Raw genomic sequence first — 24,074 nt, forward strand, 5'->3', positions numbered from 1 at the left:
GCCCCGGCCGTGAACTCGGCCGGGGCAGGGCTCCCTCTGGGCCGCCCCCGGCGGGACGTCACTCCTCGTGAGGGTTCAGGTGGGTCCAGCGTCCCTGGCCCTCGTGCCGCATTTCCATGCCGTAGTAGGGCTGACGGCGACCGGCGGGGGCGGCCCGGCCCCTGGCGATGTCGGTCACCAGGAGCGCGTTCCTGTGCACCTCGTAGGTGACGGTCAAGCGGTCCTCCCCCTCGGCTCGCCACACCCCGTGCCTGTCGGCCTCCTGAGCGATCCTCAGCAGCGCGTTTCCGACGTCTCTCTTCAGTCTCTTGGGCAGGGCGGTGAACTGGGTGCGAGCGGCCTCGGCAAAGATCAGGTCTCGAATCATGTGCCCTCCCCCGTGCACGAAGGACTCCATTCGATGCGGGAGCCCCGATGAACGATAGGTGCCGGCACTCCGCAACGTCACGGGGAATACGAACTCGACCGCATTCGAGGGGAATTCGGAACGGGATCGTGAATCAGGGCCGGACGGAAGCCACTTCGGTCATCCATTCGGAATCCGTAGGGCCGGCCCTCGCCGGAACCGGAACGAAGTCACCTCGGCGCACCGGGAGTCCTCCGTGGCCCTTGGGTGCGCGCCAGAACCTTCGCTCACGAAGGAACGGCGACCGGCCCCGCTGCCACGGGGCCCGGCTCGCGGCTCACGCGGTGATGGCCGATCGGCATGGCCCGCCGGGCCGTCGGCGGCACGTGCCTTGTCCGCCGCTGACCCGCGCCCGGGCGTGTCAGCTGTCTCCTGGACCGAAGTCCCGCGCGGTCCCGTAACCGTCGGCCACGGTCACAGGCATCCCCAGCACCTTCGCCAGGTACTCCCCCGTAGCCAGCGTGATCGGCCAGGCCTTGTCCCGGTCGGGGTCGTCCGACGGTTCGATCTCTATCGTGATGTTGGGCATCGTTCCTCGCTCGGAAGTCGTGACGACGTGGGTCGACCGGCATGCGACATCGCAGGACCCACGGCATGGTGCATGAACCGTCGCTCCCGCTTGACCGACCACCGCAATGTATTCCACGTCACCGACATCAGTCACCGGATGGCGTCCCGCCAGGTGGTGCGGTGGATCGCGGCGTCGAAATCCGCAGGTGGGACGGCCGGTGCTGCCGGGTCGGGCATCCGGCCCTTCTCCACGGGGCACTTCGCGGACCGCCGCTTCCCCGGAAGTCGCCACGGTCCTGGCACCGGGCGCGAAGGGCTCGACCCCCTGCACCACGTCGTGGGGCGTGGTCCCTCGCCGTACCGCCAGGAGGCATGTACTCCTTTGAAAAGCGGGAGCATTTCGGCCTTCAGTGTTCACATTCCGCTCGTTTGAGCGTGTGAGGAGCATCCGCCCGCCGGATGCTCACCCTTTTCAACAGGGTGAGGGGTCACGAGAGCCCCGGGAGGTCACGTCCCGCCGGGTGGTGCAGCCGGTCAAGTATGCGCCATGCGCAGGTCACCACCGCATCGGCACGGTCCCGGGGTGGCCGACGGCACTGACGGCAGACCCGCCGGGGCGGGGCCGGCCGTCCGCCGCCCCGCGAGCACCCCGGCGCCGGCCGTCTACGACAACGTCGTGCGCCGATTGGTCCGTTCGTTCAACGCTGCCGAGCCCTTCTTCCTGAGTCGAAGCCGCGGCGGGAGGCAGCGGGGATGCGGGCCGCCGAGTTCGCGGCGGCGGTGGAGTACGGGGGGAGGACCTCGTCCACCAGGTCGAGGGCGGGAAGCGGATTCCCCGGCCCGAGTACTGCGTCGAGGTCGCGACACCCCCGACTCCGTCCACGTCCGGGACTCCAAGACCCCCGACAACCCCCGTCTCACCCGCACGGCGGCGACGTGGGCCCGCCTCGTGACGCGTCACGCCGGCTGAGACCGGGGGCCGTCGCGAGGACGGCCCCCGGGGTGGGTCAGCTCGCGTACGTCTCGAACTCGGCGATCCTCGGGGTGCCCGAGGCGCTGGTGATCTCGAAGGTGATCTTCTTCAGGGAGGTCGCGGAGAAGCTGATGACGCCCGCTCCGCTGCCGGAGGCCAGGACGGCGCCCGTGTCGTGGTTGAGGACGCGGTAGGAACCGATGGTGCCCGAGCCCGACGCCTGCTGGATGTTGATCTTGGAGACCGTGGTGGCCGAGCCCCACTTGACCGAGACGGAGCCGGTCGAGCCGGACGGCGACCAGTACGTGCTCGTGCTGCCGTCGACGACGTTGCCGTAGCTCGTCCCGGAGGCCTTGGAGGAGCCGTCGGCGCCCGCGCCGAGGCTGAGGTTGGTGCCGGTGGGCGGGTCAGTGGGGTCCGGGTCCGTCGGGTCCGGGTCGGTGGGGTCCGGGTCCGTCGGGTCGGGGTCGGTCGGGTCCGGGGTCTGCGGGGTGCAGCTGCCGTCCGAGACCTTCAGCCCCTTGTTGGCGCCCGCCGTCTGGCTCACCACGCTCGGCACGCAGTTGGCCGCGTCGAGGGTGTACGCGTACGGAATGCCGACCGACGTGTTCGACGTCGGGTTCGGGCCGGCGGGGTTGTTGTCGCCCTCCCGCTCGGACCAGGTCACGTTGTCGAAGATGTTGCCGCTGACCTGCCAGTAGCCGGCCGCGTCGGTGTAGAAGGTGCCGAGGACGTCCTTGGAGTCCTCGAAGTAGTTGTTGTCCACCTTCGCGCGGGCCCCGGCACGGGAGTTGATGCCGGACTCGTTCAGGTTCCTGTAGTGGTTGTTGTAGATGTGCGAGATGCCGCCGCGCAGCAGGGGCGTGCGCGAGTCGATGTTCTCGTACAGGTTGTGGTGGAACGTGACGTAGCCGTTCGAGGTGTCGCTCTCGCTGGAGCCGATGAGGCCGCCGCGGCCGGAGTTGCGCAGGGTGCTGTAGGACAGCGTCACGTACTGGGTGTTGTCCTTCATGTCGAAGAGGCCGTCGTAGCCCTCCGACTCACCGCCGGACGCCTCCAGGGTGGTGTGGTCGACCCAGACGTTGCGGACACCGCTTTCCATGCCGATGGCGTCTCCGCCGTTCGACGTGGGCGAGCCCGACTTCTTGACGTTCCGGATCGTCACGTTCTGGATGATGATGTTCTTGGACTCCCGGATGTGGATGCCCAGTTGGTCGAAGACGGCGCCGTTGCCGACACCGACGATCGTGACGTTGCTGATCTGCTTGAGCTCGATGACACCGGCGGCGGTGCTGCAGCTGCTGCCGGACACCTTGGCGGTGTTGCCGTGGTTGATGGTGCCCTCGACCTGGATGACGATCGGGGTGGAGCTGCTGGCCCGGCCGCACAGGGCCTGGTGGATCGCGGTGCCGGTGGTGGCGCGGACCGTCTGGCCGCCCGCGCCGCCGGTGGTCCCGCCGTTCTGGGTGGCGTAGCCGGTGACGCCGCCGGTGGCGGCGGACGCCGTGGAGGTGGACAGGGCCATACCGGTCGCTGCCGCGAGGGCTCCCGTGGCCAGTAACGCGGAGAGTCGCACTGCGACTGTTCGTCTCATTCTCGTCTCGCCTTTCGCTCTCGGGTGCCGGGCGTTCCACACCGAGCCGCTTTATGTCATGGGCATGTCAGTGCTACCGATGAGGGGAGGCGGGGTGAGCCGACCCATCGGCGAGAAAGCGCTTTCTTCGTATCCGTCGCGACAGTAGGGCCACATCCGAGGGGCTGGCAAGGCTCCGCGCAGTTACGGAAGAAACACTTCCGTTTCTTCCGGGCAGGCGCTCCCCCTCTAGGTCACAACCTGTCCTATATCGCTCCTAGCGTGGTCCTCGACCGCGGAACAGGAACGACGGAAGGCGGAGACCATGACCGTGAACGAGCCGACCACCAGCGCCCCCACCGAGGCCCCGGCGGTGACCGGTGAGCGCGCCGACCTGCTGGAGACGCTCGCCAAGCACCGGCACTTCCTGCGCTTCACCACCCGTGACCTGACCGACGAGCAGGCCGGGCTGCGGACCACCGCCGGCGAGCTCTGCCTGGGCGGCCTGATCAAGCACGTCACCTCGGTCGAGCGGGGCTGGGTGGACTTCATCCTGAACGGCCCCTCGGCGATGGGGGACTTCACGGCCATGACCGAGGAGGACTGGGCCCGGCGGGCCGACGAGTTCCGGATGCTGCCCGGTGAGACGCTGACCGGTGTGCTGGCCGACTACGCCGACGTGGCCACCCGGACCGACGACCTGGTCGCGGCCCTGCCCGACCTCGACGCCGCATGGTCCCTGCCGAAGGCCCCGTGGTTCGAGTCCGACACCCGGTGGACGGCCCGCAGGACGCTGCTGCACATCATCGCCGAGACCGCTCAGCACGCCGGCCACGCCGACATCATCCGCGAGTCCCTGGACGGCGCCAAGAGCATGGGCTGACGCGGCGCCGCCGCCCCCGTCGCGTCACTTCCGCCGAGCCGGGGGCGGGGCCGGAGGCGGCGGTGAAAGCCCACGGGGCCGAGGCCCACGGCCACCGGCCCCGTGCGCCCGTCAGCCGGACACCGGGCCGGACACCGCTCCGGCCCGCGGCTACAGCACCGGCAGGTTCTTCCGCAGCTCGAAGGCCGTGACCTCGGAGCGGTACTCCTCCCACTCCTGCCGCTTGTTGCGCAGGAAGAAGTCGAAGACGTGCTCCCCGAGGGTCTCGGCGACCAGGTCGCTGCGCTCCATCAGGGTCAGGGCCTCGCCCAGGTTCTGCGGCAGCGGTTCGATGCCCAGCGCGCGGCGTTCCGCGTCGGACAGGGCCCACACGTCGTCCTCGGCGCCCGGCGGGAGCTCGTAGCCCTCCTCGATGCCCTTCAGGCCGGCGGCCAGCAGGACGGCGTAGGTCAGGTACGGGTTGGCGCCGGAGTCGATGGAGCGGACCTCCACGCGCGCCGAGCCGGTCTTGCCGGGCTTGTACATGGGCACGCGGACCAGCGCCGAGCGGTTGTTGTGGCCCCAGCAGATGTACGACGGGGCCTCGCCGCCGGCGCCGGCCGTGCGCTCCGTGCCGCCCCAGATGCGCTTGTAGGAGTTGACCCACTGGTTGGTGACCGCCGAGAGCTCCGCGGCGTGCCGCAGCAGGCCCGCGATGAAGGAGCGGCCCACCTTGGAGAGCTGGAACTCCGAGCCCGACTCGTAGAACGCGTTGCGGTCGCCCTCGAAGAGGGAGAGGTGGGTGTGCATGCCGGAGCCGGGGTGCTCGGAGAAGGGCTTCGGCATGAAGGTCGCCTGGACGCCCTGTTCGAGGGCCACCTGCTTCATGACCAGGCGGAACGTCATGATGTTGTCCGCCGTGGAGAGCGCGTCCGCGTACCGCAGGTCGATCTCCTGCTGGCCGGGGGCGCCCTCGTGGTGGGAGAACTCCACCGAGATGCCCATCGACTCCAGCATGGTGATCGCCTGGCGGCGGAAGTCCATGCCGACGTTCTGCGGGGTGTGGTCGAAGTAGCCGGAGTTGTCCGCGGGGGTCGGGCGGCTGCCGTCCAGCGGCTTGTCCTTCAGCAGGAAGAACTCGATCTCCGGGTGGGTGTAGAAGGTGAAGCCCAGGTCGGAGGTGCGGGCGAGGGCGCGCTTGAGGACGTAGCGCGGGTCGGCGAAGGACGGGGAGCCGTCCGGCATGAGGATGTCGCAGAACATGCGGGCCGTGCCGGGGGCCTCGGCGCGCCAGGGGAGGATCTGGAACGTCGACGGGTCCGGCTTGGCGATCATGTCGGACTCGTACACCCGGGCGAAGCCCTCGATGGCGGAGCCGTCGAAGCCGATCCCCTCGTCGAACGCCTGCTCCAGCTCGGCGGGGGCGACGGCCACGGACTTGAGGAAGCCCAGCACGTCGGTGAACCACAGGCGCACGAACCGGATGTCGCGCTCCTCCAACGTCCGGAGCACGAACTCCTGTTGCTTGTCCATCTTCCGCTTCCCCATCCTTGCCGGTCAGGCCGCCTGTCCGCTCCCACGCCCCGGGAGGCGGTCGGGCATCGAGAGCATCCCACCACACCAGCGTTTCATACGCGTTGCCGACCTTGATCGATCGGTCGGCCGCGGCTTGAACGCCTCGCACACGCCAGGTGTACCGCTCCGGAACCCATCTTGCCCGTTCGGGCCGACATCCGTAACGGGCGGCTCGTCGCCGGCGGCTCACGGCCTCGGGGAGATGCCCAGCAGGAGGGGGCCCGTGGGGGCCGCGACGATGTCCGCCACCGTGACCGGGTCCAGCGAGGCGAAGAACGCCTCCTGGGCCCCGCGCAGGGCGCCGCGCAGCCGGCAGGCCGGGCTCAGCGGGCAGGGGGACACGGTGGGGGTGCCCTCGCAGTCGACGACGTCCCCCTCGCCCTCGAAGGCCCGGACCACCGCACCCACGGAAGCGGTACGGCCCTCCTCCGTGAGGCCCAGACCGCCGCCCCGGCCGCGGCGGGCCGTGAGCAGGCCCATGTGCCGGAGCTCGGCGACGACCTTCGCGGCATGGGTGTACGGCACGTCCATGGCCGCCGAGACGTCGCGTGTCGTCGGGTTGGAGTCGCCGGCCACGGCGAGGCGCATGAGGACGCGGAGGGCCAGGTCGGTGGAGCGGAGGAGCCGCATAGCACGCAGCGTAAGTAATACGCATTCGGGGTTCAAATTATTCGGTGTGGAGAATGCGTGCGCGTGGGTGCCGGGCCGGATTCCCGCACCCTCTACGGCTCGCCCCGCCTTCCCCATTACGATCAGCTGATCCGTTCGTCCCACTCTTCCTCTCCCGAAGGACACTCCCATGGGCTCCGCCAAGAAGAGCAGCGCGGCACGTTCGGCACGCATAGAGGAGATGCGGCGCGCCGAGAAGGCCCGCGAGCGCCGCAACCGGCTCCTCACCATCGCCGCCAGTGTGGTGGTCGTCGCCGGGCTCGTCGCCGGCAGTGTGGTGCTCGTCCAGTCGCAGTCGGACGACGACGGCGGCAGCGCGGCCTCCGACTCGAAGAACTCGGGCAAGTTCGTCACGGGCGACGACGGCGTGCGCAAGTGGGAGGGCGAACTGGGGCGCAACCACGTGACCAAGGCGGTGGACTACTCCGTCTCACCCCCGGTCGGCGGTGACCACAACCCGGTGTGGATGAACTGCAACGGGGACGTCTACACCGACGAGATCAGCAACACCAACGCCGTGCACTCGCTGGAGCACGGCGCCGTGTGGGTGACGTACAACGCCTCGGCCGACAAGGCGGACGTCGACGCGCTCGCGGCGAAGGTGAAGAAGACGCCGTACACGCTGATGAGTCCGGTGGACGGGCAGAAGGACCCGATCATGCTGTCCGCCTGGGGGCACCAGCGCACGGTGACCGGTGCGGACGATCCGGCCCTGGACGCGTTCTTCGAGAAGTTCGTCCAGGGGGAGCAGACGCCCGAGCCGGGGGCCGCCTGCACCAACGGGCTGTCCGAGTGAGGCAGGCGGGGCTGATCGCGGGGGCCGCGGCCACGGCGCTGGTCGCGGCCGGGGCGATCACGTACGCGGTGGCCGGGGACGAGGGGTCCTCGGGCGCGGTCCCGTCCGCCGAGTCCGCGGACGCCGGGTTCGCCCGGGACATGGCCGTGCATCATCAGCAGGCCGTCGAGATGTCCTACGTCGTGCGGGACCGCACGGACGACGAGGAGGTCCGGCGGCTCGCCTACGACATCGCCCAGACGCAGGCCAACCAGCGGGGCATGCTGCTGGGCTGGCTCGACCTGTGGGAGCTGCCCAAGGTGTCCTCAAACCCGCCCATGACCTGGATGGGCATGGGGAACACGGCCTCCGGCAAGGACGGGGCGCTGATGCCGGGGATGGCCACCAACACCGAGATGAAGCGGCTGGGGTCGCTGAGCGGGGAGCGGGCGGAGGTCTTCTACCTGCGGCTCATGACGGACCACCACAAGGGCGGGGTCCACATGGCCCAGGCGTGCGTCCGCGCGTGCGGGGTGGGTGTCGAGAAGCGGCTCGCGCGGACCATGGTGGAGGGGCAGGAGTCGGAGATCGCGCTGATGGCGGGGATGCTGGAGGAGCGGGGGGCGGCGGCCCGGCCGTAGCGGACGGGGCTCCGGGACATCGCGTCGCTCTGACGATTACACTGGGCCCGTGCCTCAACTACGTCTCGCCCTGAATCAGATCGACTCGAGCGTCGGCGACCTCGCCGGCAACGCCGAAGCGATGATCCGCTGGACCCGGCACTCCGCCGAGCGGGGAGCGCACCTCGTGGCGTTCCCCGAGATGGCGCTGACCGGGTACCCCGTCGAGGACCTCGCCCTGCGGTCGTCCTTCGTGGAGGCCTCGCGGGCCGGCCTGCGATCCCTCGCCGCGCGGCTCGCCGAGGAGGGGTTCGGGGACCTTCCGGTGATCGTCGGGTACCTCGACCGCAGCGCCGCCGCCCAGCCGAAGTACGGGCAGCCGGCCGGTGCGCCGCAGAACGCGGGCGCCGTGCTGTACGGCGGTGAGGTGGTGCTGAGCTACGCCAAGCACCACCTGCCGAACTACGGCGTCTTCGACGAGTTCCGGTACTTCGTGCCCGGTGACACCATGCCGGTGGTGCGGGTGCGCGGTGTCGACGTCGCCCTCGCCATCTGCGAGGACCTGTGGCAGGACGGGGGGCGGGTGCCGGCGGCACGGTCGGCGAAGGCCGGGCTGCTGCTGTCGATCAACGCCTCGCCGTACGAGCGGGACAAGGACGACACCCGGCTGGAGCTGGTGCGCAAGCGGGCGCAGGAGGCCGGGTGCACGACCGCGTACCTCGCGATGACGGGCGGGCAGGACGAGCTGGTCTTCGACGGGGACTCGATCGTCGTGGACCGTGACGGCGGCGTCGTGACGCGTGCGCCGCAGTTCGCCGAGGCGTGTGTCGTGGTCGATCTCGAACTTCCGGCGGCGGAGGCGGACGCGCCGACGGGGGTCGTCGACGACGGGCTGCGGATCGATCGGGTCGTGTTGTCGGAGGCGCCCGTGCCCGCGTACGAGGCCTCGTCGTCCGGGGGGTATGCCGAGCGGCTCGACGACGACGAAGAGGTGTACTCCGCGCTGGTGGTCGGGTTGCGGGCGTACGTCGCGAAGAACGGGTTCCGGTCGGTGCTGATCGGGTTGTCCGGGGGGATCGACTCGGCGCTGGTCGCCGCGATCGCCTGTGACGCGGTGGGGGCGGAGAACGTGTACGGCGTGTCGATGCCGTCGAAGTACTCGTCCGAGCACTCGAAGGACGACGCGGCGGAGCTGGCGCGGCGGACCGGGCTGAACTACCGGACCGTCGCGATCGAGCCGATGTTCGACGCGTACATGGGGGCGCTGGGGCTGACGGGGCTGGCGGAGGAGAACCTGCAGTCGCGGCTGCGGGGGACGCTGTTGATGGCGATCTCCAACCAGGAGGGGCACATCGTGCTGGCGCCGGGGAACAAGTCGGAGCTGGCGGTGGGGTACTCGACGCTGTACGGGGACTCGGTCGGGGCGTACGGGCCGATCAAGGACGTGTACAAGACGTCGGTGTTCCGGCTGGCCCGGTGGCGCAACCGGGCGGCGGTGGAGCGGGGGCAGACGCCGCCGATCCCGGAGAACTCGATCGCGAAGCCGCCGAGCGCGGAGTTGCGGCCGGGGCAGGTGGACACGGACTCGCTGCCGGACTATCCGGTGCTGGACGCGATCCTGGCGCTGTACGTGGACCGGGACCGGGGGGCGGACGAGATCGTCGCGGCCGGGTTCGACGCGGAGCTGGTGACGAAGACGCTGCGGATGGTGGACCGGGCGGAGTACAAGCGGCGGCAGTATCCGCCGGGCACGAAGATCTCCCCGAAGGGTTTCGGCAAGGACCGCCGGCTGCCGATCACGAACGGCTGGCGCGAAGGGATGCGCGTCTGACGCGCGTCCGGTGCCTGTCCGGTGCCTGCGGCGTCGCGGGTGGGATGCCTGCGGCGCCGGCACGGCTTCGGTGGGGCGCGCGCGGCGCCTGCGTCCGGTGGGTGGATCAGGGCCGCGGGCGGCTGCCTGCCGCCGCTGCCGCGGGCAGTCGTGCCTCCCCCCATGCCTTGAAGGCCTGGGAGGTACCCCAGGGCGGTACGGGTGGGCGGTGGGGGTACCTCCCGCCCATGGGGGTCCTCGCGCGAGCGGAGCCGGGAGTGGGGAGGCACCCCGCCGCGCGCGGGTCCGGTATTCCGTCGAGTGACGGGGGGATGAAGGAAGGACGGCTGACCTGCGGTTTTCAGTCGCCCTGTGGGGTGACCCTCACACGGGCCGCAATGGGGAGGTGGTCGCTCGCCGTGGCCGGGAGGGTCCAGGAGCTCTCCGGTTCGGCGCCCTTGACCAGGATCTGGTCGATCCGCGCCATCGGGAACGACGCCGGCCAGCTGAAGCCGAAGCCGCTGCCCACGGCGCCCTGCGTGGAGCGCATCTGCGAGGTGACGGCGTTCAGGGCGCGGTCGTTCATCGTGCCGTTCAGGTCGCCGAGCAGGACGATGTTCGGCAGTGGTTCGTCGGCGATGGCCTCACCCAGGGCGTCCGCGCTCTTGTCCCGCTGACGGGCCGTGAAGCCGGCCTCCAGCTTCACCCGGACCGAGGGGAGGTGGGCGACGTAGACGGCGACCTGGCCGGCGGGCGCGGCCACCGTGGCGCGCATCGCGCGCTTCCAGCCGAGGCGGATGTCGACCGCCTTCACGTCGCTCAGGGGGTACTTGCTCCACAGGCCGACGGTGCCGACCACCTCGTGGTACTCGTACGTCGACGCCAGCGCCCGCTCGTACGTCGGGACCTTCGACGCCTTCAGCTCCTCGAGGGCCAGCACGTCCGCACCCGCGGCGGCCACGTCGCGGGCGGTGGCGGACGGGTCCGGGTTGTCGGCGTTGACGTTGTGCGTGGCCACCGTGAGGTCGCCGCCCGTGGTGGTCTTGTCGGTGAGCAGGCCGCCGAAGAGGTTGAGCCAGACGGCCGCCGGCAGGATCGTCGCGATCAGTGCCGTCGCCGACTTGCGGATCAGGCCGAGGACGAGCAGCACGGGGATCAGCAGCCCCAGCCAGGGCAGGAAGGTGTCCACCAGGCTGCCCAGGCTGCCGATCGCGTTCGGGATATGGAGGTGGGCCTGCATGACCAGGGCCGTCAGGACCGAGCAGGCGGCCAGGACGAGGCCGCGGCGCCAGATGCGGCGGTCGCCGCGCCAGCCTCTGGTGAGGCGCTCGCGCAGGCGCCGGAGCCGGGTCGGCTGCGGCCCGGACCCCGAACCGCCGTTGTCCGTCTCCGTCACGTACGCCTGCTGCGCCATACCGTCGCCTCACAACCTGCCGTGCGCACCGTCACCCTGTGTCCGTATGACCCTAGGGGATGATCGGTTCCGTTCCTGCCGCCCCGCGACGGCCGTACGGGGGCGAGGACGCGCGGGAGCGCTCGGGGAGTTCCGGGCGGGGGTGGCGAAAGCGCCCTCTGTGACGAAACGCGCATATCGCGGCTAGCTCCTGACGGGGCGTAGCCCCTGGAGGAGGGTGTCGACCACCCGCTCGGCGAGGTCGTCCGGGAGGTCGGCGTCGGGGCGCATGACGGTGCGGACGAGGACGGGGCCCACGACGATGTCGTTGAGGAGTTCCATGTCGACGTCGGCGCGCAGTTCGCCGGTCTCCCGGCCCCGGCGCAGCACTTCCAGGCCGAGTCTGCGGCGCGGCACGATGACGGTGTCGTGGTAGGCGGCCCAGAGGTTCGGGCTGCTCTTCATCTGGGCGTGCACGTGGTGCAGGATCGCCGAGGTGCGGCCCGCCAGGCCCCGTCGGCGCAGGGACTCCAGCAGGACCACGAGGTCGTCACGCATGGAGGTGCCGGGGAGTTCGGGGTCCGGGGGCTCGGCGGCGCGCATGACGTCGACGAAGAGCCGCTCCTTGCCGCTCCAGCGGCGGTAGATGGTGGCCTTGCCGACGCCGGCCGTGCGGGCGATGCGCTCGATGGAGAGCTCGGCGAGGGGCACGCCGTCCTCCAGGAGCCTCATCACTCCCTCGATGACGGCGCGTTCGACCGCCTCGCTGCGGGGACGGCCCCGTGCGGGTCCGTCCTGCCGGGGGTCGGTGTCGGCCGGGCTCACGTCGTCGGGTCCTTTCGGTGGGCTGGGACGATTCTCCCCGGTGGGCGGTGGGAACGGTCCACCGCCCAGGGGTCCTCAGTCCGCCGCCGGGACCAGTTCCCGCTTCTCCCCGTCCCCTTCAAAGGTCGGCCTGCGGCCGGGCAGGAACACCACGGCGACGATCGCGCACAGCACCGTGATGCCCGCTCCCCACAGTGCCGTGATGTGCATCGCGTGCAGGAACGCGTCGTCGGCGGCGCCGGCCAGGGCCTCGCCGCGCGCGCCCAGCCGGTCCGCCACGGCCAGGGTGGCCTCGATGGACTCACCGGCGGCGTGCCGTGCGCCGGGCGGCAGCAGGCCGAGCTCGTCCTCGATGCCGTCGCGGTAGGCGGTGGACAGCACCGAGCCGAGTACGGCGATGCCGAGGGCGCCGCCGACCTGGCGGAAGGTGTTGCTCAGGGCGGAGGCGGAACCGGCCTTCTCGCGGGGCAGGGCCTGCATGACGACGACGCTGACCGGCGTCATGACGTGCGCCATGCCGGCGCCCATGAGGAAGAAGACGACCTCCAGCACCCAGATCGGTGTGTCCCCGTCCAGGACGGCGAACGCGGCCAGCGTTCCCGCGAGCACCACCAGGCCGGCGGTCGTGGTGACCCTGTCGCCGAAGCGGTCCACCATGAGACGGGCCCGGGGCGCGAAGATCATCTGCGTGGCGGCCAGCGGCAGCATCAGCAGGCCCGTCTCCAGCGGCGAGTAGCCGCGCACGCTCTGGGTGTAGAACACCGCGAAGAACGTCACGCCCATCAGCGCGAAGAAGACCAGCGCGATCGCGGCGATCGCGGCGGAGAACACCTTGTTCCTGAAGTAGGTGACGTCGATGGACGGGTGGTCGCTGCGCTTCTCGACCGCCACGAACGCGGCGAGCACGGCGAGACCGGCGCCGACGGTCGACACCACCGTGACGTCGGTGAAGTCGGCGAGCCGGCCGCCCTTGATGATGCCGTGAACCAACAGGACCAGGCCGCTCACGGACAGGACGACGCCGAGGGGGTCGATCCGGCCCGGGTCCGGATCGCGGGAGTCGGGGACCAGCCACAGCATCAGGGCGACGGCGAGGACCACGATGGGCACGTTGACGAGGAAGACCGAGCCCCACCAGAAGTGGTCCAGGAGGACGCCTCCGGTGATCGGGCCGATGGCGATGGCCAGGCCCACGCCGCCCGTCCAGATCCCGATGGCCTTGGGCTGTTCGGCGCGTTCGAAGACGTTCATCAGGACCGCCAGGGTGGCCGGCATGACGAACGCCGCGCCCAGCCCCATCACCGCGCGGAAGCCGATCAGCTCGGCCGGTGAGCCGGAGAACGCGGCGAGCGCGGACCCGATGCCGAACGCGACGAGACCGCCGACCAGCACCTTCTTGCGGCCGAGCCGGTCCCCCAGCAGCCCCGCGCTGAAGAGCAGGCCGGCGAAGACGAGCGTGTAGGAGTTGATCGCCCACTCCAGCTCGCTCTGGGTGGCGCCCAGGCCGGTGGGGGCGGGGGTGGAGATCGTCTTGATGGCGACGTTCAGGATCGAGTTGTCGAGTACGACGATCAGCAGGCTCAGCATCAGCACGCCGAGGATCACCCAACGGCGCCGGTGCACGGCTTCCGGGACCCGGCGGGCGGGGGCGGCAGGAGAAGTCATGCGGCCAAGGCTAGGACAATTACGATACGAGACCGTTCCGTATCGAGGGAGTTTTGCCCGGAACTTTCCGAAATGTTGCACGTGTGCATGTGGGCGGTGCCGGGGGCGGTGGGGCGGAACCCACAGGGGGCCTCTGGCCCTCCTCGGGGCGAGGTGCCACCATGGACATGGTCCGGGGACGCCGTCAGGGCGCCTCGAGATGACGTGTTGGGAGACGGTTCAATGACGCAGCTTTCGGCTGCCCAGACCGGGACGACGTCCGGTTCCTCCGCCGGTGGCACCACGCTGTACGGGGGCAAGGGCACGCGCCGTATCACTGTCCGCGACATCGCAGCCGCCAAGGAGCGCGGCGAGAAGTGGCCCATGCTCACCGCGTACGACGCGATGACCGCGTCCGTGTTCGACGAGGCCGGTATCCCGGTGATGCTCGTCGGCGACTCCGCGGGCAACTGCCACCTCGGGTACGAGACCACCGTGCCCGTCACCCTCGACGAGATGACCATGCTGTCCGCCGCGGTCGTCCGGGGCACCTCGCGCGCCCTGATCGTGGGCGACCTGCCCTTCGGCTCCTACCAGGAGGGTCCGGTGCAGGCGCTGCGCTCGGCGACCCGGCTGGTGAAGGAGGCCGGTGTCGGCGCGGTGAAGCTGGAGGGCGGCGAGCGGTCGCACCGGCAGATCGAGCTGCTGGTGGAGTCCGGGATCCCGGTGATGGCCCACATCGGGCTGACGCCGCAGTCGGTGAACGCGATGGGCTACCGGGTGCAGGGCCGGGGCGAGGAGGCGGCCCAGCAGCTGCTGCGGGACGCCAAGGCCGTGCAGGACGCGGGGGCGTTCGCGGTGGTGCTGGAGCTGGTGCCGGCGGAGCTGGCGGCCGAGGTGACGCGGGTGCTGCACATCCCGACCGTCGGGATCGGGGCCGGGCCGGACACGGACGCGCAGGTGTTGGTGTGGACCGACATGCTGGGGCTGACCGGGGGGCGGGTGCCGAAGTTCGTGAAGCGGTACGCCGATCTGCGTGAGGTCATGAGCGGGGCGGCGAAGGCGTTCGCCGAGGACGTGGTCGGCGGGACCTTCCCGCAGGAGGAGCACTCCGTGCACTGAGCCACTGCGGCACCACCTGCCGGCCCCGCCGATCTTCCCCCGTCGGCGGGGCCGGCGCATGTCCGGGCTGGGCGCCGGACCGCGCGGCCCGGCGCTCGCGGGGCGCCTCCCGGGCCGTTCGGGCACGGGCGGAGGCACGGCTGCCCGCGGGGGCGATGGGCTGTCGGTGGGATGTCGGGGGTTTGTCGGTGGGGGGCGGCAGAGTCGGAGACATGAAGCGAAACGACGATGACCTGGGGGGCGCGAGGAGCGCCGTCACCGTACGGGGGCTGGTCAAGCACTACGGGGAGACCAAGGCGCTGGACGGGGTCGACCTGGATGTGCGGGAGGGCACCGTGATGGGGGTGCTCGGGCCGAACGGGGCCGGGAAGACCACGCTGGTACGGATCCTGTCCACCCTGCTCACGCCGACCGCCGGACACGCCACCGTCGCCGGGTACGACGTGGTCCGCCAGCCGAGGCAGCTGCGCCGGGTGATCGGGCTGACCGGCCAGTACGCCTCCGTGGACGAGAAACTGGCGGGCTGGGAGAACCTGTACCTGATCGGGCGGCTCCTCGACCTGCCCCGTAAGGCGGCCCGGGCCCGCGCCGACGAGCTGCTGGAGCGGTTCTCGCTCACCGAGGCGGCCAGGCGCCCGGTGGCCACCTACTCGGGCGGCATGCGGCGGCGCCTCGACCTGGCCGCCTCGATGATCGGCCGGCCGGCCGTGCTGTACCTGGACGAACCGACCACGGGCCTTGACCCCCGTACCCGCAACGAGGTGTGGGACGAGGTCAAGCGGCTGGTCGGCGACGGGGTGACGGTGCTGCTGACCACCCAGTACATGGAGGAGGCCGAGCAGCTCGCCTCCGAGCTGACCGTCGTGGACCGGGGCAAGGTCATCGCGAGCGGCGGCATCGAGGAGCTGAAGGCCAAGGTCGGCGGCCGCACGCTGCGGGTCCGCCCGGCCGACCCGCTCCAGTTGCGTCCGCTGGCGGACGCCCTCGACACGCTGGGCCTCACCGGACTCGCCACCACCACCGTGGACACCGAGCGGGGTGCCGTGCTCGTCCCGGTGCTCAGTGACGAGCAGCTGACCGCCGTGGTCGGCGCGGTCACCGCGCGCGGCATCACGCTCAGCTCCATCACCACCGAACTGCCCAGCCTGGACGAGGTGTTCCTGTCCCTCACCGGCCACCGCGCCAGCGCCCCGCAGGACGCCGCACCCGCCGAGACCCGCGAGGAGGTCGTCGCCGTATGAGCGCCACCGCCACTACCTCCACCACCGGCCTCCACGCCGACGCCCGCATCCCGCTGCGCGGACATCTGCGCCACACCGGGGCCCTGGTGCGCCGCAATCTGCTGTGGATACGGCAGGACCCGGAGTCGATGTTCGACGCCGTGCTGTTCCCGATCGTCTTCACCCTGCTGTTCGTGTACGTCTTCGGCGGCTCGATCGGGCAGTCGCTGGGCGGCGGGCAGGAGGCGTACGTGCAGTACATCGTGCCCGGACTGATGGCCATGATGGGCATGAACATGGCCCAGGGAGTGGGCACCGGCTTCAACCAGGACTTCAACACCGGGGTCATGGACCGCTTCCGGTCGCTGCCGATCGGGCGCGGCTCGGTACTGTTCGCGAAGATCTCGGTCGAGATGATGCGGATGCTGATCGCCACCGCGATCCTGATGGTCGTCGGTGTGCTCGTCGGCTTCGACATCACCAACTGGCCGGGGCTGTTCGCCGCCGTGGGACTGTCCGCGGTGTTCGGCTCGGCCCTGATGTGGGTCTTCCTCACCCTGGGTGTGGTGATGAAGAACGCGCAGTCGGTGCAGGCGATGGGCTTCCTGGTGCTGATGCCGCTGCAGTTCGGCTCGTCGATCTTCGCGCCGACCCAGTCGATGCCGGGCTGGCTGGAGTCCTTCACCCAGGTCAACCCGCTGTCCGCGCTGGCGGACGCCGCACGCGGGCTGATGGTGGGCGGCCCGGTCGCCCACGACCTGTGGCTGACGCTGGCCTGGTCGGCGGGGATCACGGCGGTGATGGCGCCGGTCGCGATCCACAAGTTCCGTACGAAGAGCTGATCACGCCGGTTCGAGCAGGGCGACGGCCTCCTCCGGGGGGAGGCCGCCGCCCTCGGCGTACGCGGTGCCGTACGCCATGTCGCCGAGTGCCGCCCGGGCGCGTGCCTCGGCGCGTTCGCGCACCGCGCGTTCCACGAGCGTGGCGTGGTGTCCTGGCGGCAGCCAGGAGTCGGCGGCGCCGAGGCAGCGGGCAGCGTCCCGGGCGTGCCGTCCGCCGTCGAGTCCGGCGAGGGCGGCGGCGCCGAGGGTGAGGTACGCGGCGCGCATATGGGGTGCCATGGCGGCGGACAGCGGATCGCCCGCCTGCCGGATCGCCTCACGGATGACGACCAGGCCCCGCTCGTCGTTGCCCTCGGCCACCTCCAGCCAGCCCTCGGCGCCGAGGATGAACGCGTCGAAGACCACGTAGTGCGCGATGCGGAACTCCTCGCGCAGGGCCCGCAGATGCTCCCGCGCCTCCGCCGTACGCCCGGTCGTGCAGAGCCAGCCGGTCAGGAAGAGCCGGGCGGCGGGCAGGGCCTCGGTGTGCCGGCCCCTGGTGTCGTCGATGACCTCGCGCAGCAGTCGCTCACCACGCTCCGGGTCACCCCCCTCCAGCAGCGCGCTGCCCAGCCGGGCGGTGAGTATGGCCGTGTGGGCGCGGGCTCCCAGGCGGTCTGCGTACTCGATCGCCGCCTCGAAGTCGGCGGCGGCGTCCTCGTACGCGCCGGCGCGTTCACGGGCCTCGCCGCGCGCGGAGAGGGCCTCGGCGATGCCCCAGGTGTCGCCCAGCCGGCGGTGGATCTCCAGGGCCTCGTCGGCGGCACGGCGGGCGTCACCGGCCCAGTCACTGCGGTTGGCCAGGAAGTTGGCGCGCAGCTGGAGGTTGGCGGCCAGCTCCCATTCGAACCCGGGGTTCTCCCGGCAGGTACGGATCGCCGCGTCGACCACGTGGCGCAGCCGTTCCATGTCACCGGTCAGCATCACGGCGAACACCCAGAGCAGGCCGGGCGGCCGGCAGACCTGCGGCATGCCCGGCTCGTACGTCGCGCCGACGAGGCGCAGCTTGTGCTGTGCCTGCGGGGTCTGCCAGTCGTCCAGTTCGGTGTCCATGTGGGCCAGATGGGTCAGGTGCACCCCGCGCCGGGCCTCGGCGAGGAACTCGCCGGTCATGGGCGGCGGGGCGTCGGTGCAGCGCTGCCACAGCGGGGTGGCGGGCCGCACCGGTTCGGTGAACGGGTCGGGGGCGAGGGCCATGACCTCGGTGCACCAGTTGCGGGCCTCGATGCGCAGATCGCGCATCTGCCAGTACCAGGTCAGCGACAGGGTGATGCAGAGTGCCTCCTGCTCGTCGCGCAGGGCGAGGGCGTGGCGCAGGGCCGTGCGCACGTTCTCGTACTCCCGCTCCAGCAGTGCGACGGCGGCCTGCTGGCGCGGGCCGCGCAGCATCGGCTCGGTGGTGCGGGCGAGTTCACGGTAGTACGTCAGGTGCGCCCGCTCGGCCTCCGGACGCCGGCCGGACCCGTCGAGGCGTTCACCGGCGTACTCGGCGACGGTCTCCAGGAGCCGGTAGCGCATCTCGCCGTCGCCCGAGGGGGCGGCCACCACCAGGGACTTGTCGACGAGGGAGCCGAGCGCGTCGAGGGCGGCCGGTCCGCACACGGCCTCGGCGGCGGCGAGGCCGCAGCCGCCCGCGAAGACCGACAGCCGGCCCAGTACGTCGCGTTCGTCCTCGTCGAGCAGGTCCCAGGACCAGTCGACGACGGCCCGCAGGGTCTGCTGCCTGGGCAGGACGGTGCGGCTGCCGGAGGTGAGCAGCCGGAAGCGGTCGTCGAGCCGGTCGGCGATCTGGCGCGGGGTGAGCATCCGCAGCCGGGCGGCGGCGAGTTCGATGGCCAGCGGCAGTCCGTCGAGGCGTCGGCAGATCTCCGCGCAGGCCGCCGCGGTGCCGTCGTCGGCGTCGGTGCGGAAGCCGGGGCGGGCGGCGGCGCCGCGGTCGGCGAGCAGGCGCAGGGCGACCGGCTCGGGCAGCGGCTCCACCGGGCGCAGTAACTCGCCTCGTATGCCGAGGGGTTCGCGACTGGTGGCGAGGACGGTGAGGCCGGGGCAGCGTTCCAGCAGCGCCTGAACGAGGTGGGCGGCGGCCTCGACGACGTGCTCGCAGTTGTCCAGGATCAGCAGCATGCGACGCGGGCCGCAGTGTTCGGCGAGACGCTCCACGGGGTCGTCGTGCCGGTCGGTGACGGCCCGCATGCTCTCGGCGCCGGCGCCGTACAGCACGGTCTCGCGGGCGCCGACGGCGGTGAGGACGGCCTCGGGGACGGCGTCGGGGTCGTCGACCGGGGCGAGTTCGGCGATCCACACGCCGTCGGGGAGGGTCTGCCGTACGGTCTCGGCGGCCTCCTGCGACAGCCGGGTCTTGCCGGCCCCGCCCGGCCCGAGCAGGGTCACCAGGCGGGCGGCGGCGAGGTCGGCGCGGATGGTCTCGATGTCGGTCTCCCGGCCGACGAACGAGGTCAGCCGGGCCCGCAGGTTGCCGAGCGGCGCACCGACCCGGGTCCGGGGCGCGGGCTCCGGCCCGGGTTTCAGCAACTCGGCGTGCAACGCACGCAGTTCGGCGCCGGGGTCGGAGCCGAGGCGGTCCGCGAGCAGGCGTCGTACGTCCTCGAAGGCGGCCAGGGCCTCGGCGGTGCGGCCCGTGTCGCGCAGGGCCCGCAGCCGGAGCGCCTGGAGGGGTTCGTCGAGGGGGTGGCCGTCGCACAGCGCGGTCAGCTCGGGCAGGGACTGCTCGGCGTCGCCGAGGGCGAGGGCGGCGGTGTGCCGGGCGCGCAGCACGTCCAGGTGCCGGGTCCGCAGGCGGGCCGCCTCCGCGGTGCGGTCGGGCAGGCCGGTGAGGGCGGGGCCGCGCCACAGGGCGAGGGCGTCGTCGAGGACGACGGCCGCCTTCGCGGCGTCCCCGTCGGCCAGGGCGCGCAGGCCGTCGCCGGCCAGCCGCTCGAAACGGTGCAGGTCGATGTCGTCGGGCGCGGCGGTCAGCCGGTAACCGCCGTCGGCGGAGGCGATCTCGTCCGCGCCGAGCGTCCGGCGCAGCCGCCCCACCAGTGCCTGAAGGGCCCCGGTCGCGTCGGCCGGCGGATCACCGTCCCAGACCTCGTCGACCAGCAGGCCGACGGGCACGGTGCGTCCGGGCCGCAGGGCGAGCACGGTCAGCAGGGCGCGCAGCCGCGCCCCGCCGACCGGGACGACGGTGCCGTCGGGACGGAGTGCCTGGGTGGTGCCGAGGATGCGATAGCGCACGGGGTCCATTCTCTCCGGTGACGGCCGGGACGGTCACAGGGGCCGGGAGGAGGGCGTTGTCGTCCCCCACCCTGCGTGGAACCGGGCGGGCGCGCGAGACGTTTTCACCGTGCGCCCGGTACCGTCGGGCGGTCCCCGTGTGTGCCCGACCGTCCGAGGAGCCCCATGACCACCGCCGCCACCCGTCACAGCGACCGGAGGATCAGTCCGGTCTTCCTGGGCATCCTGGCCGTGACGGCGGTCACCGGGTGGGCCACCTGGACCGGGTTCGCGGAGCAGCCCGGGGTCGCCGTGTTCCTGTTCGTGACGGCCGCCTGGATCGTCTCCCTGTGCCTGCACGAGTACGCGCACGCGCGCACCGCCCTGCACAGCGGCGACATATCGGTCGGCGCGAAGGGCTATCTCACGCTGAACCCGATGAAGTACACGCACGCCCTGCTGAGCATCGTGCTCCCGGTGGTCTTCGTGATCATGGGCGGGATCGGCCTGCCGGGCGGTGCCGTGTTCATCGAGCGCGGGCGGATCCGGGGGCGGTGGCGGCACAGCCTGATCTCGGCGGCCGGCCCGCTGACGAACGTGCTGTTCGCGATCGTGTGCACGGCGCCGTTCTGGCTGGGCGCGCTGGACGGCGTACCGGCCGGCTTCCGGTTCGCGCTGGCGTTCCTGGCGCTGCTCCAGGTGACGGCCGCGATCCTGAACTTCCTGCCGGTGCCGGGGCTCGACGGCTACGGCGTGATCGAGCCCTGGCTGTCGTACGACGTCCGGCGGCAGGTGGAGCCGTTCGCCCCGTTCGGTCTGCTGTTCGTGTTCGCGCTGCTGTGGGTGCCGTCGGTGAACGGCGCGTTCTTCGACGTGATCGACTCGCTGCTGGGGACGCTGGGGATCGACGAGCTCGACACGTACTGCGGCTACGACCTGTTCCGCTTCTGGCGGGAGACGAGCGGGTACTGCTCGGTCAGCCCGTGACCGGCTTGCCGTCCCGCGTGGCCGCCCGCCCGCGCCTGACGTAGTACCAGGTCATGTTGGACGACAGGCCCGCCAGCAGCACCCAGACGATGCCGATGAACACGCTGCCCCGGACGAAGGAGACGACGGCCGCGGCGACGGTGAGGAGGCACACGGCGAGGGCGTAGAGGGCGAGTCGCCGGGCCTGGGCGGGTGGGGGCGAGGGGGGCATGACTGCGGGCTCCTGTCGGGGGACACTGCTACGGCGTCCAGTGTCCCCCATCGCCTCATACGTCCGTGACGCGGAGCCCGGCGTGCGCCTTGTAGCGGCGGTTGACGGAGATCAGGTTGGCCACCAGCGACTCCACCTGGTGGGCGCCTCGCAACCGCCCGGCGAAGACGCCCCGCATGCCCGGGATGCGCCCGGCCAGCGCCTGCACGATCTCGACGTCGGCGCGGTCCTCGCCGAGCACCATCACATCGGTGTCGATCTCGTCGATCTCCGGGTCCTGGAGCAGGACGGCCGACAGGTGGTGGAAGGCGGCGGTGACCCGGGAGTCCGGGAGCAGCGCGGCGGCCTGCTGGGCGGCGCTGCCCTCCTCCGGTTTCAGCGCGTAGGCGCCCTGCTTGTCGAAGCCGAGCGGGTTGACGCAGTCCACGACGAGCTTGCCGGCCAGTTCCTCGCGCAGGGACTCCAGGGTCGTGCCGTGGCCGTCCCACGGCACGGCGACGATCACGAGGTCGCTGCGGCGGGCGGTCTCGGCGTTGTCGGCGCCCTCGACGCCGTACCCGAGTTCCTCGGCGGCGGCCCGCGCGCGCTCGGCGGCGCGGGAGCCGATGATCACCTTCTGGCCGGCCTTGGCGAGCCGGTAGGCGAGGCCCTTGCCCTGCGGTCCGGTGCCGCCGAGCACACCGACGACGAGCCCGGAGACGTCGGGCAGGTCCCAGGGGTCCTTGGCGGGGGCCTTCGCGGGCTGCTGTGCGCTGTCACTGGAGGTCATGACCCGACTCTACGTCCGGGGCGGCACCGCGCCCGGCGGGCGTGAGCTCCGTCACGTGTCCCGGGGCCGTGTCCCCGGTTCGGGCGAATCCGGGCCGGACACCGGGACGCGGCCGCGTGGTCGGGTGCAGGATGCGGCCGCATGGATGCGGTACGGGTCGCGCTGCTGCGGGAAGTGCTCGCCGGGACGGAATGGCTGGGCGTCACCCGGCACTTCGCGGGGACGCTGCGCGGGTCGGTGGTCTCGCACGGGGGCGGGCTGCTGCTCGTGGGCACACCGGAGTACGAGCCGTGGCATCTGGCGGCGCATCTGGCGGACGAGGCCGCCTGGTCGGGCACACCGGAGCTGGCCCCCACGCTCGTACGGCATGACGCGCGCCCCTCGGACCCCGCGCATCTGGCGGTGGGCCTGGGGCGCCTGGAGGCGGCACGGCGGGGTGAGACGCTGCTGGTGGTGGCGCCCGGGGAGACGGCCGGGGAGACGGCCGCCCCGCTCCTGGAGCGGGTGTGCGACGCCCGCCGGGCCGGGGCGACGGTGCTGTCCCTCGGTCCCGGTGAGGGCGAGCTCCCGGCGATGGCCCACGAGGTCCTGCCGGTGCCGGACGGCTCCGAGCTGGACCTGGACACCGTGCAGCACCTGGTCAGCGCGGCGGCCGGCGAGAACGTCCTGCCGGTCCGCCGCGGTCCGCGCCGTTTCCGGGACCGGCTGTCGCGGCTGGCCGACCTGCTGACGGCCCCGCCGCCCACGCGCTGGTAGCCGCCCCGGTGCGGTCAGCCCTCGTCCCGCTCGCCCGCGGGGGCGTCGTGCCACTTGGGGTCGTTCTCCCACCGGAGGTCGCGCTCGCGGGCCGTCTCCATGGCGTGCTCGGCCTCGGTGCGGCTCGCGTACGGGCCGAAGCGGTCCTTGGCCGGGCAGTCGGGGCCCTCCTCGACCTTCTTGTGCTGCAGGCAGTAGTACCACTCGCCCGGCTTTCCGACCGTCCGCTTCTTGAACAGGGGCATGACCGGCTCCTCTTTCCATCTCGTCTCCGTCTCGCCACGGAGATGGTCCCCCGTCGCCGCTGAATTAGACTCGCCGGCATGTCTGGCCAGTCGCTGCTCGTCCCTGGGGAACTGTCCCCCGCCCGTACCGTGCCCGGGAACATCCGTCGTCCCGAGTACGTCGGCAAGCCCGCCCCTGCTCCGTACACCGGTCCGGAGGTGCAGACGCCCGAGACGGTCGAGGCGATGCGGACCGCCGGCCGGATCGCCGCGCGGGCGATGGAGGAGGCCGCGAAACTGATCGCGCCCGGTGTGACGACGGACGAACTGGACCGGGTGGCGCACGAGTACATGTGCGACCACGGCGCCTACCCGTCGACGCTCGGCTACCGCGGCTTCCCCAAGTCGCTGTGCACGTCGGTCAACGAGGTGATCTGCCACGGCATCCCGGACACGACGGTGCTGCGCGACGGCGACATCGTCAACCTGGACGTGACGGCGTACATCGGCGGGGTGCACGGCGACAACAACGCCACGTACCTGGTCGGTGACGTGGACGAGGAGAGCCGCCTGCTGGTGGAGCGGACCCGGGAGTCCCTGGCCCGCGCGATCAAGGCGGTCAGGCCGGGCCGGCAGATCAACATCATCGGCCGGGTGATCGAGTCGTACGCGAAGCGGTTCGGCTACGGGGTGGTCCGTGACTTCACGGGCCACGGCATCAGCACGTCCTTCCACTCGGGCCTGATCGTCCCGCACTACGACAGTCCGCACGCGACGACGGTGATGCGGCCGGGGATGACGTTCACCATCGAGCCGATGCTGACGCTGGGGACCCACGAGTACGACATGTGGGACGACGGCTGGACGGTCGTGACGAAGGACCGCAGGCGTACGGCCCAGTTCGAGCACACGCTGGTGGTGACGGACACGGGCGCGGACATCCTGACGTTGCCGTAGCGCTCCCCCCATCCCCTTGGTTTTCCTGGCCCGCCCCTTCCGGAGGGGCGGGCTTTCGCATGTCGTGGCAGGGTGGGGAGTTACCGACAGCCTGTC

Annotated in this window: 23 protein-coding genes and 1 pseudogene; 12 read left to right on the plus strand and 12 right to left on the minus strand. The window is 71.6% G+C overall.

Going from position 1 to position 24,074, the window contains the following annotated elements; translation table 11 throughout:
• Positions 1-58: 58 nt before the first annotated feature.
• Both ACFXAE_RS19270 and ACFXAE_RS19275 read right to left on the minus strand, forming a co-directional pair.
• Entirely contained in the window at positions 59-367 is a 309-nt protein-coding gene (locus tag ACFXAE_RS19270; RefSeq protein ID WP_384715916.1) for a hypothetical protein, read from the minus strand.
• A 400-nt stretch (positions 368-767) separates the two neighbouring features.
• Positions 768-935 (minus strand): hypothetical protein, encoded by a 168-nt coding sequence (locus tag ACFXAE_RS19275; protein WP_384715919.1) that lies wholly within the window; start codon positions 933-935, stop codon positions 768-770.
• Between the two features lie 710 nt (positions 936-1,645).
• Here ACFXAE_RS19275 and ACFXAE_RS19280 point away from each other — a divergent pair.
• Positions 1,646-1,764, plus strand: a pseudogene (locus ACFXAE_RS19280) (helix-turn-helix domain-containing protein); the annotation flags it as partial.
• Positions 1,764-1,886 carry a DUF397 domain-containing protein gene (locus tag ACFXAE_RS19285; protein ID WP_384716141.1) on the plus strand — a complete coding sequence of 41 codons (123 nt, stop codon included), beginning with the start codon at positions 1,764-1,766 and terminating at the stop codon, positions 1,884-1,886. The pseudogene ACFXAE_RS19280 and the gene ACFXAE_RS19285, both read left to right, overlap by 1 nt.
• A gap of 37 nt (positions 1,887-1,923) precedes the next feature.
• On the opposite strand, the gene ACFXAE_RS19290 is transcribed toward ACFXAE_RS19285, so the two are convergent.
• Positions 1,924-3,483 (minus strand): polysaccharide lyase family 1 protein, encoded by a 1,560-nt coding sequence (locus ACFXAE_RS19290; RefSeq protein WP_384715922.1) that lies wholly within the window; start codon positions 3,481-3,483, stop codon positions 1,924-1,926.
• A 304-nt stretch (positions 3,484-3,787) separates the two neighbouring features.
• Between ACFXAE_RS19290 and ACFXAE_RS19295 the strand changes: the two genes are divergently transcribed.
• Positions 3,788-4,345, plus strand: a complete 558-nt coding sequence (locus tag ACFXAE_RS19295) for a DinB family protein (protein ID WP_384715925.1) — start codon at positions 3,788-3,790, stop codon at positions 4,343-4,345.
• A 150-nt stretch (positions 4,346-4,495) separates the two neighbouring features.
• Here ACFXAE_RS19295 and glnA read toward each other — a convergent pair whose 3' ends face one another.
• Both glnA and ACFXAE_RS19305 read right to left on the minus strand, forming a co-directional pair.
• On the minus strand, positions 4,496-5,857 hold the full coding sequence (gene glnA, locus ACFXAE_RS19300) for a type I glutamate--ammonia ligase (protein WP_384715928.1): 1,362 nt from the start codon (positions 5,855-5,857) through the stop codon (positions 4,496-4,498).
• 228 nt (positions 5,858-6,085) lie between these two features.
• Positions 6,086-6,529 carry an RrF2 family transcriptional regulator gene (locus ACFXAE_RS19305; protein WP_384715931.1) on the minus strand — a complete coding sequence of 148 codons (444 nt, stop codon included), beginning with the start codon at positions 6,527-6,529 and terminating at the stop codon, positions 6,086-6,088.
• A gap of 169 nt (positions 6,530-6,698) precedes the next feature.
• Here ACFXAE_RS19305 and ACFXAE_RS19310 point away from each other — a divergent pair, with 169 nt between their 5' ends.
• Genes ACFXAE_RS19310 through ACFXAE_RS19320 form a run of 3 tightly spaced genes read left to right on the plus strand, consistent with a single transcriptional unit; the run spans position 6,699 to position 9,794 of the window.
• Positions 6,699-7,364, plus strand: coding sequence for a DUF3105 domain-containing protein (locus ACFXAE_RS19310; protein ID WP_384715934.1), 666 nt, complete (start codon positions 6,699-6,701; stop codon positions 7,362-7,364).
• Positions 7,361-7,984 carry a DUF305 domain-containing protein gene (locus ACFXAE_RS19315; RefSeq protein WP_384715937.1) on the plus strand — a complete coding sequence of 208 codons (624 nt, stop codon included), beginning with the start codon at positions 7,361-7,363 and terminating at the stop codon, positions 7,982-7,984. Before ACFXAE_RS19310 ends, ACFXAE_RS19315 begins: the two co-directional genes overlap by 4 nt.
• Positions 7,985-8,033: 49 nt before the next feature.
• A complete protein-coding gene (locus ACFXAE_RS19320) occupies positions 8,034-9,794 on the plus strand; it encodes an NAD+ synthase (RefSeq protein WP_384715939.1) in 1,761 nt (586 codons plus the stop codon).
• Between the two features lie 340 nt (positions 9,795-10,134).
• On the opposite strand, the gene ACFXAE_RS19325 is transcribed toward ACFXAE_RS19320, so the two are convergent.
• The 3 genes from ACFXAE_RS19325 to ACFXAE_RS19335 form a co-directional block, all read right to left on the minus strand.
• On the minus strand, positions 10,135-11,187 hold the full coding sequence (locus ACFXAE_RS19325; protein ID WP_384715942.1) for an endonuclease/exonuclease/phosphatase family protein: 1,053 nt from the start codon (positions 11,185-11,187) through the stop codon (positions 10,135-10,137).
• Between the two features lie 183 nt (positions 11,188-11,370).
• Entirely contained in the window at positions 11,371-11,991 is a 621-nt protein-coding gene (locus ACFXAE_RS19330) for a TetR/AcrR family transcriptional regulator (RefSeq protein ID WP_384715945.1), read from the minus strand.
• Between the two features lie 75 nt (positions 11,992-12,066).
• Positions 12,067-13,656, minus strand: coding sequence for an MFS transporter (locus tag ACFXAE_RS19335; protein ID WP_384715948.1), 1,590 nt, complete (start codon positions 13,654-13,656; stop codon positions 12,067-12,069).
• Positions 13,657-13,878: 222 nt separating this feature from the next.
• Here ACFXAE_RS19335 and panB point away from each other — a divergent pair, with 222 nt between their 5' ends.
• The 3 genes from panB (at position 13,879) to ACFXAE_RS19350 (ending at position 16,819) form a co-directional block, all read left to right on the plus strand.
• Positions 13,879-14,757: a 3-methyl-2-oxobutanoate hydroxymethyltransferase gene (gene panB / locus ACFXAE_RS19340; RefSeq protein ID WP_384715951.1), complete on the plus strand. Its 879-nt coding sequence runs from the start codon at positions 13,879-13,881 to the stop codon at positions 14,755-14,757.
• Between the two features lie 212 nt (positions 14,758-14,969).
• Positions 14,970-15,998 carry an ATP-binding cassette domain-containing protein gene (locus tag ACFXAE_RS19345; protein ID WP_384715954.1) on the plus strand — a complete coding sequence of 343 codons (1,029 nt, stop codon included), beginning with the start codon at positions 14,970-14,972 and terminating at the stop codon, positions 15,996-15,998.
• Positions 15,995-16,819 (plus strand): ABC transporter permease, encoded by an 825-nt coding sequence (locus tag ACFXAE_RS19350; protein WP_384715957.1) that lies wholly within the window; start codon positions 15,995-15,997, stop codon positions 16,817-16,819. The genes ACFXAE_RS19345 and ACFXAE_RS19350 overlap by 4 nt, the downstream gene beginning before the upstream one ends.
• On the opposite strand, the gene ACFXAE_RS19355 is transcribed toward ACFXAE_RS19350, so the two are convergent.
• Entirely contained in the window at positions 16,820-20,104 is a 3,285-nt protein-coding gene (locus tag ACFXAE_RS19355; RefSeq protein WP_384715960.1) for a BTAD domain-containing putative transcriptional regulator, read from the minus strand.
• 156 nt (positions 20,105-20,260) lie between these two features.
• On the opposite strand from ACFXAE_RS19355, the gene ACFXAE_RS19360 reads away from it, so the two are divergent.
• A complete protein-coding gene (locus tag ACFXAE_RS19360; protein WP_384715963.1) occupies positions 20,261-21,061 on the plus strand; it encodes a site-2 protease family protein in 801 nt (266 codons plus the stop codon).
• Here the strand turns inward: ACFXAE_RS19360 and ACFXAE_RS19365 are convergent.
• Together ACFXAE_RS19365 and npdG are read right to left on the minus strand one after the other, a co-directional pair.
• On the minus strand, positions 21,051-21,323 hold the full coding sequence (locus ACFXAE_RS19365) for a hypothetical protein (protein ID WP_384715966.1): 273 nt from the start codon (positions 21,321-21,323) through the stop codon (positions 21,051-21,053). The genes ACFXAE_RS19360 and ACFXAE_RS19365 overlap by 11 nt on opposite strands.
• A gap of 4 nt (positions 21,324-21,327) precedes the next feature.
• On the minus strand, positions 21,328-22,041 hold the full coding sequence (gene npdG / locus ACFXAE_RS19370; RefSeq protein WP_384715969.1) for an NADPH-dependent F420 reductase: 714 nt from the start codon (positions 22,039-22,041) through the stop codon (positions 21,328-21,330).
• Positions 22,042-22,182: 141 nt separating this feature from the next.
• Here npdG and ACFXAE_RS19375 point away from each other — a divergent pair, with 141 nt between their 5' ends.
• Positions 22,183-22,797 (plus strand): hypothetical protein, encoded by a 615-nt coding sequence (locus ACFXAE_RS19375; protein WP_384715971.1) that lies wholly within the window; start codon positions 22,183-22,185, stop codon positions 22,795-22,797.
• A gap of 14 nt (positions 22,798-22,811) precedes the next feature.
• Here the strand turns inward: ACFXAE_RS19375 and ACFXAE_RS19380 are convergent, their stop codons facing one another.
• Entirely contained in the window at positions 22,812-23,042 is a 231-nt protein-coding gene (locus ACFXAE_RS19380) for a hypothetical protein (protein WP_384715974.1), read from the minus strand.
• A 78-nt stretch (positions 23,043-23,120) separates the two neighbouring features.
• Between ACFXAE_RS19380 and map the strand changes: the two genes are divergently transcribed.
• Entirely contained in the window at positions 23,121-23,978 is an 858-nt protein-coding gene (gene map / locus ACFXAE_RS19385) for a type I methionyl aminopeptidase (RefSeq protein ID WP_384715977.1), read from the plus strand.
• Positions 23,979-24,074: the final 96 nt, after the last annotated feature.

It is taken from the genome of Streptomyces sp. NPDC059454 (assembly GCF_042749965.1).
Lineage (GTDB): Bacteria > Actinomycetota > Actinomycetes > Streptomycetales > Streptomycetaceae > Streptomyces.